The organism is Psychroserpens luteolus (assembly GCF_021032705.1).
Lineage (GTDB): Bacteria > Bacteroidota > Bacteroidia > Flavobacteriales > Flavobacteriaceae > Psychroserpens > Psychroserpens luteolus.
In genome coordinates this window covers 65,538-79,011 of sequence record NZ_JAHVXI010000007.1, presented here as the reverse complement: position 1 = coordinate 79,011, position 13,474 = coordinate 65,538, and the positions used below count along the sequence as shown (strand labels likewise).

General features: G+C 36.6%; 16 protein-coding genes. All 16 read left to right on the top strand.

Features of this window, described 5'->3' with window-relative positions; translation table 11 throughout:
* Positions 1-33: 33 nt before the first annotated feature.
* Positions 34-990, top strand: coding sequence for a 1,2-phenylacetyl-CoA epoxidase subunit PaaA (paaA, locus tag KWG70_RS15850; RefSeq protein ID WP_230937017.1), 957 nt, complete (start codon positions 34-36; stop codon positions 988-990).
* A gap of 11 nt (positions 991-1,001) precedes the next feature.
* Positions 1,002-1,289 carry a 1,2-phenylacetyl-CoA epoxidase subunit PaaB gene (gene paaB / locus KWG70_RS15845; protein WP_230937016.1) on the top strand — a complete coding sequence of 96 codons (288 nt, stop codon included), beginning with the start codon at positions 1,002-1,004 and terminating at the stop codon, positions 1,287-1,289.
* A 52-nt stretch (positions 1,290-1,341) separates the two neighbouring features.
* Positions 1,342-2,097 (top strand): 1,2-phenylacetyl-CoA epoxidase subunit PaaC, encoded by a 756-nt coding sequence (gene paaC, locus KWG70_RS15840; RefSeq protein WP_230937015.1) that lies wholly within the window; start codon positions 1,342-1,344, stop codon positions 2,095-2,097.
* Between the two features lie 14 nt (positions 2,098-2,111).
* The gene (gene paaD / locus KWG70_RS15835; protein ID WP_230937014.1) at positions 2,112-2,612 is read left to right on the top strand and encodes a 1,2-phenylacetyl-CoA epoxidase subunit PaaD; all 501 of its coding nucleotides are present in this window, start codon (positions 2,112-2,114) and stop codon (positions 2,610-2,612) included.
* Positions 2,613-2,937: 325 nt separating this feature from the next.
* Entirely contained in the window at positions 2,938-3,720 is a 783-nt protein-coding gene (locus KWG70_RS15830) for an enoyl-CoA hydratase-related protein (protein ID WP_230937013.1), read from the top strand.
* 1 nt (position 3,721) lies between these two features.
* The gene (locus KWG70_RS15825) at positions 3,722-4,897 is read left to right on the top strand and encodes a 3-hydroxyacyl-CoA dehydrogenase NAD-binding domain-containing protein (protein WP_230937012.1); all 1,176 of its coding nucleotides are present in this window, start codon (positions 3,722-3,724) and stop codon (positions 4,895-4,897) included.
* Positions 4,898-5,308, top strand: coding sequence for a PaaI family thioesterase (locus KWG70_RS15820; protein ID WP_230937011.1), 411 nt, complete (start codon positions 4,898-4,900; stop codon positions 5,306-5,308).
* A complete protein-coding gene (locus KWG70_RS15815; RefSeq protein WP_230937010.1) occupies positions 5,301-5,825 on the top strand; it encodes a hypothetical protein in 525 nt (174 codons plus the stop codon). The genes KWG70_RS15820 and KWG70_RS15815 overlap by 8 nt, the downstream gene beginning before the upstream one ends.
* A gap of 13 nt (positions 5,826-5,838) precedes the next feature.
* A complete protein-coding gene (gene pcaF, locus KWG70_RS15810; RefSeq protein WP_230937009.1) occupies positions 5,839-7,047 on the top strand; it encodes a 3-oxoadipyl-CoA thiolase in 1,209 nt (402 codons plus the stop codon).
* Positions 7,048-7,650: a short chain dehydrogenase gene (locus KWG70_RS15805; RefSeq protein ID WP_230937008.1), complete on the top strand. Its 603-nt coding sequence runs from the start codon at positions 7,048-7,050 to the stop codon at positions 7,648-7,650.
* Positions 7,651-7,659: 9 nt separating this feature from the next.
* The gene (gene paaZ, locus KWG70_RS15800; protein ID WP_230937007.1) at positions 7,660-10,197 is read left to right on the top strand and encodes a phenylacetic acid degradation bifunctional protein PaaZ; all 2,538 of its coding nucleotides are present in this window, start codon (positions 7,660-7,662) and stop codon (positions 10,195-10,197) included.
* Between the two features lie 3 nt (positions 10,198-10,200).
* Positions 10,201-10,953 carry an enoyl-CoA hydratase/isomerase family protein gene (locus KWG70_RS15795; RefSeq protein ID WP_230937006.1) on the top strand — a complete coding sequence of 251 codons (753 nt, stop codon included), beginning with the start codon at positions 10,201-10,203 and terminating at the stop codon, positions 10,951-10,953.
* A gap of 3 nt (positions 10,954-10,956) precedes the next feature.
* The gene (locus KWG70_RS15790) at positions 10,957-11,307 is read left to right on the top strand and encodes a hypothetical protein (RefSeq protein ID WP_230937005.1); all 351 of its coding nucleotides are present in this window, start codon (positions 10,957-10,959) and stop codon (positions 11,305-11,307) included.
* Entirely contained in the window at positions 11,304-11,900 is a 597-nt protein-coding gene (locus tag KWG70_RS15785; RefSeq protein ID WP_230937004.1) for an acyltransferase, read from the top strand. Before KWG70_RS15790 ends, KWG70_RS15785 begins: the two co-directional genes overlap by 4 nt.
* A gap of 2 nt (positions 11,901-11,902) precedes the next feature.
* Complete coding sequence (locus KWG70_RS15780; protein WP_230937003.1) at positions 11,903-13,210, top strand: dihydrolipoamide acetyltransferase family protein; 1,308 nt, start codon at positions 11,903-11,905, stop codon at positions 13,208-13,210.
* Positions 13,211-13,402: a hypothetical protein gene (locus tag KWG70_RS15775; protein ID WP_230937002.1), complete on the top strand. Its 192-nt coding sequence runs from the start codon at positions 13,211-13,213 to the stop codon at positions 13,400-13,402.
* The last annotated feature ends 72 nt before the right edge of the window (positions 13,403-13,474 follow it).

Here is a 13,474-nt window from a genome sequence, read left to right as displayed (position 1 = left end):
AAAGGAAAAATTGAGTCACTAAAAACAAAAGTTATGAGTGAAGAGCAAATTAAAAGCTTAGAAAAACAATTTGATGAGCGTATCGCTAGGGACGAAAAAATCGAACCAAAAGATTGGATGCCTGAAAAGTATCGTCAAACGCACATCAGACAAATGTCCCAACATGCACATTCTGAAATTGTAGGAATGCTTCCAGAGGGCAACTGGATTACTAGGGCGCCTTCATTAAGACGTAAGGTCGCGTTACTTGCGAAAGTGCAAGATGAAGCAGGTCATGGATTGTACTTGTATTCGGCTACAGAAACCTTAGGTATCTCTAGAGATGAGTTGTATGAACAGTTACATACTGGTAAAGCTAAATACTCTAGTATTTTCAATTATCCTACTTTAACATGGGCAGATATGGGAGCGATTGGATGGTTGGTAGATGGTGCGGCTATAATTAATCAAGTACCATTGTGCAATACATCTTACGGTCCTTATGCCAGAGCAATGATTCGTGTGTGTAAAGAAGAAAGCTTTCATCAACGTCAAGGCTATGAGATTATGATCAAATTAGCCAATGGAACACCTGAACAAAAGGAAATGGCTCAAGACGCATTGAACCGTTGGTGGTGGCCAAGCTTAATGATGTTAGGTCCTACAGATGACAAATCGGTGCATACCGCTCAATCTATGAAATGGAAATTAAAGCGTAAAACAAATGATGAATTACGCCAACAGTTTATTGATCAAACTGTACCTCAGGCCGATTTGATAGGACTAACAATTCCAGATCCAGATTTAAAATGGAATGAAGAACGTCAAAGCTATGATTTTGGAGAAATCGATTGGGATGAATTTTGGCAAGTTGTCAAAGGTCATGGGCCAATGAACAAAGAACGAATGAAAGCAAGAGTTGGTGCTTGGGAGCGTGGAGAATGGGTGCGCGATGCTGCCATGGCTCATGCAGAAAAGAAAAGACAAAGAAAAGAAAAACAAGCAGTTTAAAATATAAAGTTATGTCAACAAAAAACTGGCCACTTTGGGAAATCTTCGTAAGAAGTAAAAACGGATTAGAACACAGGCATTTTGGAAGCCTTCATGCTGCAGATGCTGAAATGGCTCTAGAAAATGCACGTGATGTCTATACTAGACGAAATGAAGGTGTAAGTATATGGGTTGTAGAATCAAAGCATATCACAGCATCCAATCCTGAGAACAATGGTGAATTATTCGAACCAGCTCAAGATAAGGTCTACCGCCATCCAACATTTTACGATTTACCAGACGAAGTAAAACATATGTGACGCTTGCGTCATTCCGAACATGTTTCGGAATCTCATCAAACAAATTTTTAAGATGAAAAACGAAAATTTATATAACTACATTCTTGGTATTGCAGATAATAGCCTTATCCTTGGCCAACGCATGGGAGAACTCTGTGGTCACGGACCAAGTTTAGAAACAGATATTGCCTGCACGAATATTTCGTTGGATTTATTCGGACAAGTACGTAGTTATTTCCAATATGCTGGTAAAATAGCTGGAGATGGAAGAACTGAAGACGATATTGCTATGCTTCGTAAAGAACGTGAGTACAAAAATGTACTATTGGTTGAGCAACCTAATACCAATTTTGCCTATACCATTGGACGACAATTCTTATTCGATGTCTATCATTTAGCCTTTTTAGCTGAGCTACAAAAAAGTTCAGACTTAACACTTTCGGCAATCGCAAACAAGTGTATAAAAGAAGTAAGCTATCATGAACGCTTTTCTTCAGACTGGGTAAAACGTTTAGGAGATGGTACTGAAGAAAGTAACCAAAAAATGCAAGATGCTATAAATGATTTATGGACTTATACCGATGAATTATTCCATCTTACCGAGGCCGATAAAGCTACGGTCGCTGAAGGTATAGGTGTTGATGTCACAAAATTAAAAGATAATTATTACAAAAGCGTAAGTAATCTATTAACAGAAGCAAGACTTCAAACGCCCGAATCCAAATGGTTTCAAAAAGGAGGAAAGCAAGGAGTTCATACAGAACATTTAGGATACTTATTAAGTGATTTGCAATATATGCAACGTACCTATCCAAATATGGAATGGTGACATAGTTCAAAAACATGACCGCAACAGAACAACATATAGACGAAACGTTAATCCCAATACTGGAACAGGTGTCAGATCCTGAAATTCCAGTATTATCTATTATGGATATGGGAGTTGTGCGTTCTGCTGTGATTGTTAATAATAGTGTAAAAGTAGAAATCACACCAACTTACAGTGGCTGTCCTGCAATGGATGTCATTGGTGATGATATTAAAAAAGTATTAAAAGAGGCAGGTTACGAATCTCAAGTTGATTTGATTTTACATCCTGCTTGGACGACCGACTGGATTACACCAAGAGGACGAAAAGCACTAGAAGACTATGGTATAGCAGCACCTTTAGAAGCCGAAGCCGATAAAGATGTCTTGCTCCATGGAAAACGAATTGTAAAATGCACCAATTGTGGTTCACAAAATACACGATTGGTCAGTCAGTTTGGTTCTACAGCATGTAAAGCACAATTTCAGTGTGAGGATTGCCAAGAGCCATTCGACTATTTTAAATGTTTAAAATGACAGCAAGAAATAGTGAAAGTTTATTTATGGCGTTACCCAAAGGTCGCGCTTTCACTACTCGCTCTTTGCAAGGAGCTCAAACAAACCGTTCAATTGCTAACGCGAGAATGGTCAGAAATATAATAATTGACCTACTAAAGGTTGACTTGAAATTTGAATTGAAGAATTCGTTAGAAGCTTCCGCTTGTTCGAATTCAGCTTTTTAGCTGAAAAGGTCGGAAGATTTAGAATTCAAAAGAAAAATTTAGTCAAGGTTTAGTCAGTCTAGATTTTTTTGTTTCTTTTTTCATCAATGGAAAAAAGAAAAGAGAGAAAAATATAAGGTATGAGTAATTCAATACAACTAAGAATTGAAAACATGGTTGCGTACATCACGCTCAATAGACCAGAAGTATTTAATAGTTTTAATCGAGAGATGGCATTGAGCCTGCAATCTATAATGGACGATTGTGAAACTAATGACCAAGTGAGAGCCATTGTACTTTCTGGTAACGGAAAAGCATTTTGTGCAGGTCAAGATCTAAAAGAAGTCACAGATCCCGAATTAAACCCTGGGTTTAAAAAGATCCTCGAAGAACATTATAACCCAATCATTACTAGAATACGTGAAATTAAAAAACCAATTATTGCTGCAGTAAATGGTGTGGCAGCAGGAGCAGGAGCAAATATTGCTTTAGCCTGTGATATTGTTGTAGCCCATGAGAACGTAAGTTTTATTCAAGCATTTAGTTTAATTGGTTTGGTTCCTGATAGCGCAGGAACTTTCTTTTTACCACGATTAATCGGATTCCAGAAAGCATCAGCTTTGGCTATGCTAGGCGATAAAGTGTCTGCCAAAGAGGCCGAACGTTTAGGGATGATTTACAAAGTTATGCCTTTAGAGAGCTTTGAAGATGACGTAAATAAACTGGCTTATAAACTAGCTCATATGCCAACTAAAGCTTTAGGGTTTATTAAAGAATTATTTAATCAATCCATGACCAATACATTAAAAGAACAACTAGCGCTTGAGTCAAAATTACAAATAGAAGCGGCACAGAGTGAAGATTATGCAGAAGGTGTAGCCGCATTTATCGAAAAACGTAAACCAGAATTCAAAGGGAAATAATATGAACGTAGGAATCATTGGAAGTGGAACCATGGGAAGCGGCATCGCACAAGTTGCTGCCACTGCTGGTTGTCACGTTAAATTATACGATACCAATCAAGCCGCTTTAGATAAAGCCAAAGCCGCTCTAGAAAAAATATTATCACGTCTCATCGAAAAAGGACGTATCGATACTGTTGAAAAAGAACGAATTCAATCTAATATCTCTTATGTAGATAGTTTAAAAGCATTATCAGATTCAAATTTAACAATCGAAGCCATTATCGAAAACTTGGAGATCAAGAAAAAGGTGTTTTCAGAATTAGAAAGTTATGTGGCCAATGATTGTATCATTGCATCAAATACCTCTAGTTTATCAATTGCTTCAATTGCAGCATCTTTAGAGAAGCCTGAGCGCTGTATAGGTATTCACTTTTTTAATCCAGCGCCTTTAATGAAATTAGTTGAAGTTATTCCAGCGATTCAAACCTCTAAAGAAGTTTTAGAGACTTCAGTACAGATGATTGCCGATTGGAAAAAAGTAGTCGCTGTGGCTAAGGATACACCAGGATTTATTGTAAATAGAGTGGCGAGACCGTTTTATGGTGAGTCTTTGAGGATTTATGAAGAAGGTATAGCCGATTTTGCAACGATTGACCGGAGTTTAAAGACTTTAGGTGGCTTCAGAATGGGACCATTTGAACTCATGGATTTTATTGGAAATGATGTTAACTATACAGTGACAGAAACTGTGTTTACAGCGTTCTATTTTGATCCAAGATATAAACCAGCGTTCACACAAAAACGATTTGCTGAAGCAGGCTATTTAGGTAGAAAATCTGGTAAAGGGTATTATGACTATGACGATAATGGCAAATTGATTCAGCGTCATCCTGAACTTGTTTCAGAATCCCAGAATAATGAGCTATCAGAGAAAATTTTTAATCGTGTGTTAGTCATGTTAATTAACGAAGCCGCAGATGCTTTGTTTTTAAATATTGCATCAGCAGAAGATATAGATAATGCGATGACAAAAGGAGTGAATTATCCTAAAGGTTTATTGGCTTGGGCAGACGAAAAAGGAATCGATTGGTGTGTGTCAAAACTAGATGAATTGTACGATGAGTACCATGAAGATCGCTATCGTTGTAGCCCGTTGTTGCGTAAAATGAATAGAGAGAATAAAACGTTCTTTTAAATGAAAGGAGAACAAATCCCATATAAAATGCTAAGTCAAGATGCCTACAGTCAATGGTTAGGTATTGAGATTTTAGAATGTGAAATTGGCCGCTGTAAAGTTGCAATGACTATTCGTAAAGAAATGCTCAATAGTATGAACAAAGCACATGGAGGTATTAGCTATTCATTAGCAGATACTGCATTTGGTTTTGCAGCGAATACCCATGGTAAGTATGCCGTATCTATTGAAACGAGTATTAACCACATAGAAGCCTTAGATGAAGGGGATTATTTGGTAGCAGAATCGGTTATAGAAAAAGTAAACAATAAATTAGGCTTCAATATTATAGAAGTAAAACGTGGAGAAGAATTAGTAGCCTTATTTAAAGGCATTGTATATAGAACTCAAAAAGATTGGACACATGATTAAATTAAACGCAAAGTACCTCATTGTATTTGTTTCAATGTTATTTACAAGTATCGGATTTACACAAGAAGATGACGTTGTAGAAGAAGAAATCGAGATTAAAGAAGACTTTAATATGTTATTCAATTCTGTCATAGAGATGGATATCGATAAAAGTATATTTACGATGTCTCAAGGCAATTCTCATTTTACTGAAGATCAAAAATCAGGTATTGTAGCTATGCTTGTACCATCATCTTTTGAAAAGTTGGAGCAGGATTTAAAAAACGAACTCACAGAAGATAAGGATACAGATATACTTGATAAAGGCGAACTTAAAAATGACGGCAAACGTATTTTATTTTTAAAACAATCCATAGAGCGTGAAGGTAAGACTTACTATATGCTCATGTTTGCCAAGGAACATACTGATGAAGCTAGTATTATGGTGACTGCATTTTATGAAAAAAATCAGGATGAGGCCTTTAAGAAATATGGTGAAAAAGCAATAAAATCGGCTAAACTTGTCGAGAAAGAATAAAAGATAATATTATATGAAAGACGCATATATCATTGATGGTGTTCGTACACCAATAGGAAATTATAAAGGTACTCTATCTGCTGTTCGAACAGACGATTTAGGAGCTTTAGTGATTTCAGAAGTCGTTAAACGTAATCCTAATATTCCCAAAGAAGCTTATGACGATGTGATTATGGGATGTGCCAACCAAGCAGGAGAAGATAATCGTAACGTGGCACGAATGGCATCATTATTAGCAGGATTACCATTTACAGTTCCAGGAGAAACAGTTAATCGTTTATGCAGTTCTGGATTGTCTGCCATTATTCACGCCAATCGCGCTATAAAAGCTGGCGATGGCGATTTATTTATTTCAGGTGGTGTCGAAAATATGACTCGTGGTCCATACGTAATTGCAAAACCATCAACTGGATTTGGAGGTGATTCTAAAATGTATGATTCTACGTTTGGATGGCGTTTTATCAATCCTAAAATGCATAAAATGTACGGAACAGATGGTATGGGGAATACCGCTGAAAACCTTGTAGAAAAATATAATATTTCACGTGAAGATCAAGATCAATTTGCATACTGGAGCCAGATGAAAGCATCAAAGGCTCAAGAAAACGGTCGATTAGCAAAAGAAATTGTAACAGTAGAAATTCCACAGCGAAAAAAAGATCCAATCCAATTTTCAAAGGATGAATTTGTGAAACCAAATACATCACTGGACGTTTTAGGAAAATTAAGAGCGGCCTTTAAAAAAGAAGGTGGAAGTGTAACCGCTGGAAACTCTTCAGGATTAAACGATGGCGCAGCCGCTACAATTATTGCTTCTGAAGATGCTGTTAAAAAATATAATCTAAAACCATTGGCAAGAATTGTAAGTTCTGCTGTGGTAGGTGTAGAACCAAGAATTATGGGTATTGGTCCAGTGCAAGCGTCAAACAAGGCGTTGGAAAAAGCTGGATTAACCATGGATGATATAGATGTTATAGAACTAAATGAAGCCTTTGCGGCTCAAGCCCTCGCATGCACAAGAGCATGGGGATTGGCAGATGATGATCCGCGATTAAATCCAAATGGAGGTTCGATTGCTATTGGGCACCCGCTTGGAGTTACAGGGGCAAGAATTGCTTACTCAGCAGCTTTAGAATTGCATGAACAACAAAAGAAATATGCTCTAATTACGATGTGTATTGGTGTTGGTCAAGGGTATGCCGCTATTATAGAACGAGTTTAGATGAAAATTTTAATTATAGGAGGAAACGGAACAATTGGTAAAAAGGTAAGTGAACGCTTAGCTCAAAAACATGAAGTATTAATCGCTGGTAGAACTTCAGGTGATGTAACTGTCGATTTTTCAGATTCAGGATCCATAAAAGCTATGTTTGAATCTGTAGGACGATTAGATGCTATCGTAGCTATTGCTGGAGATGCTAAGTGGGATAAGTTAGATAACCTTTCCGAAGACGATTTTTACATAGGAATCAAAAGCAAAATGATGGGACAGGTTAATGTGGTAAGAATTGGCAAGGACTATTTGAATTCAAATGGGTCTATAACCTTGTCTACGGGAATTCTAGCCGATGATCCCGTAGATATGACCACTAGTGCTGCAATGGTAAATGGTGCTATCAATAGTTTTGTTAAAGCTGTGGCTTTAGAGTTGGATCAAGGAAAGCGTATCAATGTCGTATGCTCTGATTTGGTAGAAGATTCATTTGAAAAATATAAGGACTATTTTCCAGGAAACACACCAGTTCCAATGCGCAAAATTGTAGATGGTTATGTGAAATCTATAGAAGGTAAAATTACAGGAAGAATATTAAGAATAATGGCTTAACGAGTTATAATGGAAAAAATACAACATTATGTTCAAGGCACTTGGACAACAGGAAAAGAAGAAGGTACGCCAATTCGCGATGCTATTACTGGTGAGGCATTCACTAGCGTTGCAATTGAAGGATTAGATATCCCAGAAATTCTAAATTACGGAAGAACCAAAGGAGGTGAACAACTTCGTAAAATGACCTTTCAAGAACGCGGAAATATGCTGAAAAAATTAGCATTGTATCTTACTAAAAGAAAAGAAGCATTTTATGAGTTAAGTTATCGTACTGGAGCAACAAAAGTAGATAGTTGGATAGATATAGAAGGAGGGTTTGGAAACTTATTTGCTAATGCATCTTTAAGAAAATTGTTTCCTAATCAGCCGTATCATGTTGAAGGTGATCCAATAGATCTTTCACGTGGCGGACGCTTTATGGCACACCATATCATGGTACCTAAAAAAGGTGTAGCTGTACATATTAATGCTTTTAACTTCCCAGTTTGGGGTATGTTAGAAAAGTGCGCAGTGAATTGGATGGCAGGAGTGCCAGCAGTTGTATTACCTGCACCTTCATCGTCTTATTTAGCTGAAGCTGTCGCTAGAGAAATTATTAATTCAGGAATTTTACCTGAAGGAGCCCTTCAAATTATTAATGGCACTGTAAAAACTATTTTAGATACCGTCGAATCTCAAGATGTTGTTACATTTACAGGTTCAGCAGCTACAGGACGTTTGCTTAAAGCACATCCAAGATTAATACAAGAATCTGTGCCATTCACTATGGAAGCCGATTCATTGAATGCTTCTATTTTAGGTGAAGATGCTATTCCTGGAACACCAGAATTCGACTTGTTTATTAAAGAAGTTCGTAAGGAAATGACAGTGAAAGCTGGACAAAAATGTACGGCGATTAGACGAATTATTGTGCCAGAGAATTTAGTTGAAGATGTTCAAATTTCATTAGGAAAAGCATTAGATAAAGTCACTATTGGAGATCCGAGGTTGAAAGAAGTGAGAATGGGGTCACTTGTGAGTCGACAACAAGTCCAAGCCGTAAGAGATTCTGTAAACGATTTGGTTAAAGAAGCACAAATTGTTTATGGTGATTTGGATACTATCGAAACTGTTGGTGCTGATGCTGAAAAAGGTGCTTTCATTAGCCCTATTTTACTAAGAACAGATCATCCGTTTCAAAATACAATTATTCATGAGCGTGAGGCCTTCGGACCAGTAAGTACCATCATGCCATATAAGAATTTAGATGAAGCAATTACACTAGCTCAAATGGGTAAAGGATCTTTAGTGTCTTCAATCGCTACTAATGATGATAAAATTGCAAAAGACTATGTTGTAAATGCGGCAAGTCACCATGGAAGAATATTAGTGCTCAATCGTGAAAGTGCTAAAGAAAGTACTGGTCATGGTTCGCCATTACCATATTTAGTTCATGGAGGTCCTGGACGCGCAGGAGGCGGTGAAGAAATGGGAGGAATGCGAGGTATTAAACACTATTTACAACGTACTGCTATTCAAGGTTCGCCAACAACAATAACAGAAATCACAGGAATTTATCAGCAAAATGCAAAGTATAAGGAAGCAGAACAGCATCCGTTTAAGTACCATTGGGAAGATATCCAGCCTGGAATGTCGCTTAAAACGCATAAGCGTACCTTCACCGATACTGATATTATCAACTTCGCAAACCTTACTTGGGATCATTTTTATGCGCATACAGATATTACGTCTTTAGATGGAAGTATTTTTGAAAAAAGAACCGCTCATGGCTATTTTATCATTTCTGCAGCAGCAGGACTTTTTGTATATCCAAATAAAGGACCAGTTGCAGCAAATTATGGTTTAGATAGTATTCGGTTTTTACGACCGTTGTATCATAATGATACTATCTATGTGCGATTAACTTGTAAGGAAAAAGTAGATCGTGATGTCGCTTCAGCAGAACACCCAAGTGGTATTGTAAAGTGGCATGTTGAAGTGTTTGATGCCAATTTTGAAAATAGACCTGAAAGTCAAAAAAACGAAAAAGATAGTCCTTTAGTTGCCGTTGCAACTATTTTAACTATGGTTCAGAAAAAACAAGAAACCTTTGTTGAAATGACTGATGACAAAATAGCTGAATGTTTGAGTAAGCTTTCTGAAGATACAAAACCACAATGGGGAATTATGACGCCTCAACACATGATTGAGCATTTAGAGTATACCTACAAAATTGCAGCTGGCGAGATTCAAGATTTTGAAATTTCTACACCTGAAAAAATTCTTGAGAAAGTAAAGAACAGTTTATATAATTACAGGAAATTTCCACAAAATTCACAGTTTCCATTGCTAGAAAAAGATACGCTTGATGAATTGAAGCATGAAGATCTAGCAACAGCAATTGAAAGCTTTAATACACAAAGAGAGGCCTATTTAAATTATTTCAAAGAGAACCCAGAAGCCAAATTAAACAATATGGTATTTGGAGAATTAAATAAATATGAGTGGTATTTAATGGAACGTAAACATTTAAATCACCACTTTGAACAATTTGGATTACTATAAATTATGACACAACCATACGTTAAGCAAACTATAGAAAACGAAGTAGGATATATCGAATTTTTTCATCCTGCTCACAATTCTCTACCTGGAGATATATTAGCAAAACTAGCGAAAACAATTACTGATGCTGGCCAAAATGACGCTATTAAAGTTATTGTTCTAAAAAGTGGAGGAGATAGAACGTTTTGCGCAGGAGCAAGCTTTAAAGAGCTTATCAATATTAATGATGCTGCAACTGGGAAAGTATTTTTCTCAGGTTTTGCCAATGTGATTAATGCCATGAGAAAATGTCCAAAGTTTATTATAGGACGAATCCAAGGTAAAACTGTTGGAGGTGGTGTTGGTTTAGCGGCTTCGACCGATTATTGCATGGGAACAAAATTCGCCGCTATTAAGCTAAGTGAATTGAATATAGGTATTGGACCATTTGTAGTTGGCCCAGCCATAGAACGTAAAATGGGATTGAGCGCAATGTCTCAAATTGCTATTGACGCCAATTCGTTTTATCCTGCGGAATGGGCTAAACAAAAAGGCCTTTTTACGCACGTATTTGAAAGTACCGAAGCACTTGATGAAGCTGTTAAAGCTACTGCTGAGCATTTATGTACTTACAATACTGAAGCTATGACGGAAATGAAGAAAGTATTTTGGAAAGGTACTGATGACTGGGATGAACTTTTAGCAGAACGCGCACAAACAAGTGGTCGTTTAGTCTTGAGTGATTTTACAAAAGAAAAACTAAAAGGGTTTAAGTGATTTATGGATTCTAGGACAAATCAATATGGTCAAAAAATAAATGAAACATTACCTTCTGAATTTAAGTTAGAACGCTCTAGGATTATGTATATAGAAGATAAATCTGGTGGATTAGAAGGTGATGCTCGAATAGGAAGAGTCTATTTTTCAAAAACGGGAAAAACACTTTATTATCATGGTAGAATGTTTAGAAGTTTGAAAGGAAACGGTTATAAATCAAACTATCAGGATATTGAAAATGGAGATGAATTTTGGATTTCTGGACCTAGAAAAGATAAAAATGACAGGCTTTATGGTGGTAATCAAGGAGTCATTGTTGATGATGATGTTAAGGATGAATATTTAGAATTATGATTTACAGTTTTAAAGGATTTATACCAGTGGTCCACGAAAGTAGTTTTGTGCATCCTTTGGCTGCCGTTACAGGTAATGTGATTATTGGTAAAAACTGTTATATAGGTCCTGGAGCTGCCATTCGAGGTGATTGGGGACAGATCATTTTAGAAGATGGTGTTAATGTGCAAGAAAACTGTACTGTACATATGTTTCCTGGAAAATCTATTACCCTTAAAGAAAGTGCGCATGTTGGTCATGGCGCTATTATTCATGGTGCAAACTTAGGTAGAAATTGCCTCATTGGTATGAATACTGTTATTATGGATGATGCTGAAATTGGAGATGAATGTATTGTTGGTGCCATGGCATTTGTAAAGGCTGAAACTAAAATTCCAAAGCGAAGTTTAGTAGTTGGTAATCCAGCAAAAGTAATCAAAGAGATAAATGATGATATGATAGCCTGGAAAACAAAAGGCACTCAATTATATCAGCAATTACCAGCAGATTGCCATGAGAGCTTGAAAGAAGTCGAGCCTTTAAGAGAGGTTCCAAAACATATGAAAATACAGGAAGATGTGTATAAAACACTTCGTGATTTTATGAAAAAATAAAGATGTCAAAAGTAGAATTTAAAATGCCCAAATTGGGTGAAAGTATTACAGAAGCGGCTATCATCACATGGTTCAAAAATGTTGGTGATACTATTGAAGAAGATGAAATGCTTCTAGAAGTTGCGACAGATAAAGTTGATTCTGAAGTGCCTTCAAATGTTTCTGGAGTTATTGAAGAGATTTTATTTGATGCCAATGAGGTCATTAAAATAGGGGAGACTATTGCAATTATTAAGGCTGATGGAGATGTTACTGTATCGAAAAAACAATCTAAAAAAGAAGATCGGAAGCCTGAACAAAGGAAAACAGAGAGACCTAAAGCACCAAAGCGACCAAAACTTAATCCAGCAGCTTCTTCCGAGCAATTTAGTGTGTCTAATTCGAATACGTTCTTCTCACCTTTAATTATAAAAATAGCAAAGGAACATCATATCAGTTTTGAAGAATTAGCTAGAATCCCTGCAACAGGTCATGAGGGACGATTACGTAAAAGTGATGTGTTTCAGTATATAGAAGAGGGGCGACCTTATAAGTTCGCACAGCCAGTTGCTCAACAAGATCCAACAGCGTATCGTATTCCACAACTAAGTTTTGATAAAGGAAAAGGAAAAGTGATAGAAATGGATCGTATGCGTCAAATGATTGCAGATCATATGGTGTATTCAAAACATACTTCTCCTCATGTTACGGCTTATGTTGAGGCCGATATGACTACTATGGTAAACTGGCGAAATGCTAATAAAAAAGCATTTCAGGAAAAATATGGCGAACGCCTTACGTTTACACCATTATTTGTAGAAGCTGTTGCTAAAGCTGTTAAAGATTTTCCAAATATTAATGCCTCTGTCGATGGTAACACTATTATCGTTAAAGAGAATATCAACATTGGAATGGCCACAGCATTACCAAGTGGGAACTTAATTGTTCCTGTGGTCAAAAATGCAGATACAAAAGATTTGAAAGCATTAGCCGAAAATGTTAATGAATTGGCTAATAAAGCCAGAGAAAATAACCTAAAGGCTGACGATATTCAAGGAAGTACCTTCACTATTTCTAATGTAGGAACTTTTGGAAGTGTCATGGGAACACCTATTATTAATCAACCTGAAGTGGCTATTCTTGCTCTAGGAATTATTAAAAAACGTCCAGAAGTGATTACTACAGAAAAAGGTGATGAAATCGCTATTCGAAGTATGATGTACTTGTCATTATCGTTTGATCATCGCGTCGTTGATGGATTTTTAGGCGGAAGTTTTGTACGTCGTGTTGCTGATTATTTTGAGCAATTTGATGTAGATAGAAAAATCTAAATGGAACTTATAGGAATTGATAAGTTGAAAGCGTTTTGGAAGTATTACGACGATTTTGAGTTGATGTACGATCCGCGTTTTGTTAACGCTAAAAAGGTTTTAAAGGAGATTAGTCAAGAAGAAATTGAAGTTTTATCCGCTTTAGAGTATTACTACTTTTTAATTAATGCTAACACCGATTCAAAAAACTAGTCGACAGATATAAAAGGGAAATAAATAAATATAAACATAGGGTTACTTCTGAAGTTTTGGAATATTTAAAAG

What these genes read in the sequence shown, in the direction of transcription:
- paaZ (WP_230937007.1), top strand. Translation starts at nt 7,660, where the DNA reads ATGGAAAAAATACAACATTATGTTCAAGGCACTTGGACAACAGGAAAA.
- KWG70_RS15785 (WP_230937004.1), top strand. Translation starts at nt 11,304, where the DNA reads ATGATTTACAGTTTTAAAGGATTTATACCAGTGGTCCACGAAAGTAGT.
- KWG70_RS15775 (WP_230937002.1), top strand. Translation starts at nt 13,211, where the DNA reads ATGGAACTTATAGGAATTGATAAGTTGAAAGCGTTTTGGAAGTATTAC.
- KWG70_RS15815 (WP_230937010.1), top strand. Translation starts at nt 5,301, where the DNA reads ATGATTAAATTAAACGCAAAGTACCTCATTGTATTTGTTTCAATGTTA.
- KWG70_RS15795 (WP_230937006.1), top strand. Translation starts at nt 10,201, where the DNA reads ATGACACAACCATACGTTAAGCAAACTATAGAAAACGAAGTAGGATAT.
- KWG70_RS15825 (WP_230937012.1), top strand. Translation starts at nt 3,722, where the DNA reads ATGAACGTAGGAATCATTGGAAGTGGAACCATGGGAAGCGGCATCGCA.
- KWG70_RS15790 (WP_230937005.1), top strand. Translation starts at nt 10,957, where the DNA reads ATGGATTCTAGGACAAATCAATATGGTCAAAAAATAAATGAAACATTA.
- KWG70_RS15805 (WP_230937008.1), top strand. Translation starts at nt 7,048, where the DNA reads ATGAAAATTTTAATTATAGGAGGAAACGGAACAATTGGTAAAAAGGTA.
- paaD (WP_230937014.1), top strand. Translation starts at nt 2,112, where the DNA reads ATGACCGCAACAGAACAACATATAGACGAAACGTTAATCCCAATACTG.
- paaB (WP_230937016.1), top strand. Translation starts at nt 1,002, where the DNA reads ATGTCAACAAAAAACTGGCCACTTTGGGAAATCTTCGTAAGAAGTAAA.
- KWG70_RS15780 (WP_230937003.1), top strand. Translation starts at nt 11,903, where the DNA reads ATGTCAAAAGTAGAATTTAAAATGCCCAAATTGGGTGAAAGTATTACA.
- KWG70_RS15820 (WP_230937011.1), top strand. Translation starts at nt 4,898, where the DNA reads ATGAAAGGAGAACAAATCCCATATAAAATGCTAAGTCAAGATGCCTAC.
- paaC (WP_230937015.1), top strand. Translation starts at nt 1,342, where the DNA reads ATGAAAAACGAAAATTTATATAACTACATTCTTGGTATTGCAGATAAT.
- pcaF (WP_230937009.1), top strand. Translation starts at nt 5,839, where the DNA reads ATGAAAGACGCATATATCATTGATGGTGTTCGTACACCAATAGGAAAT.
- paaA (WP_230937017.1), top strand. Translation starts at nt 34, where the DNA reads ATGAGTGAAGAGCAAATTAAAAGCTTAGAAAAACAATTTGATGAGCGT.
- KWG70_RS15830 (WP_230937013.1), top strand. Translation starts at nt 2,938, where the DNA reads ATGAGTAATTCAATACAACTAAGAATTGAAAACATGGTTGCGTACATC.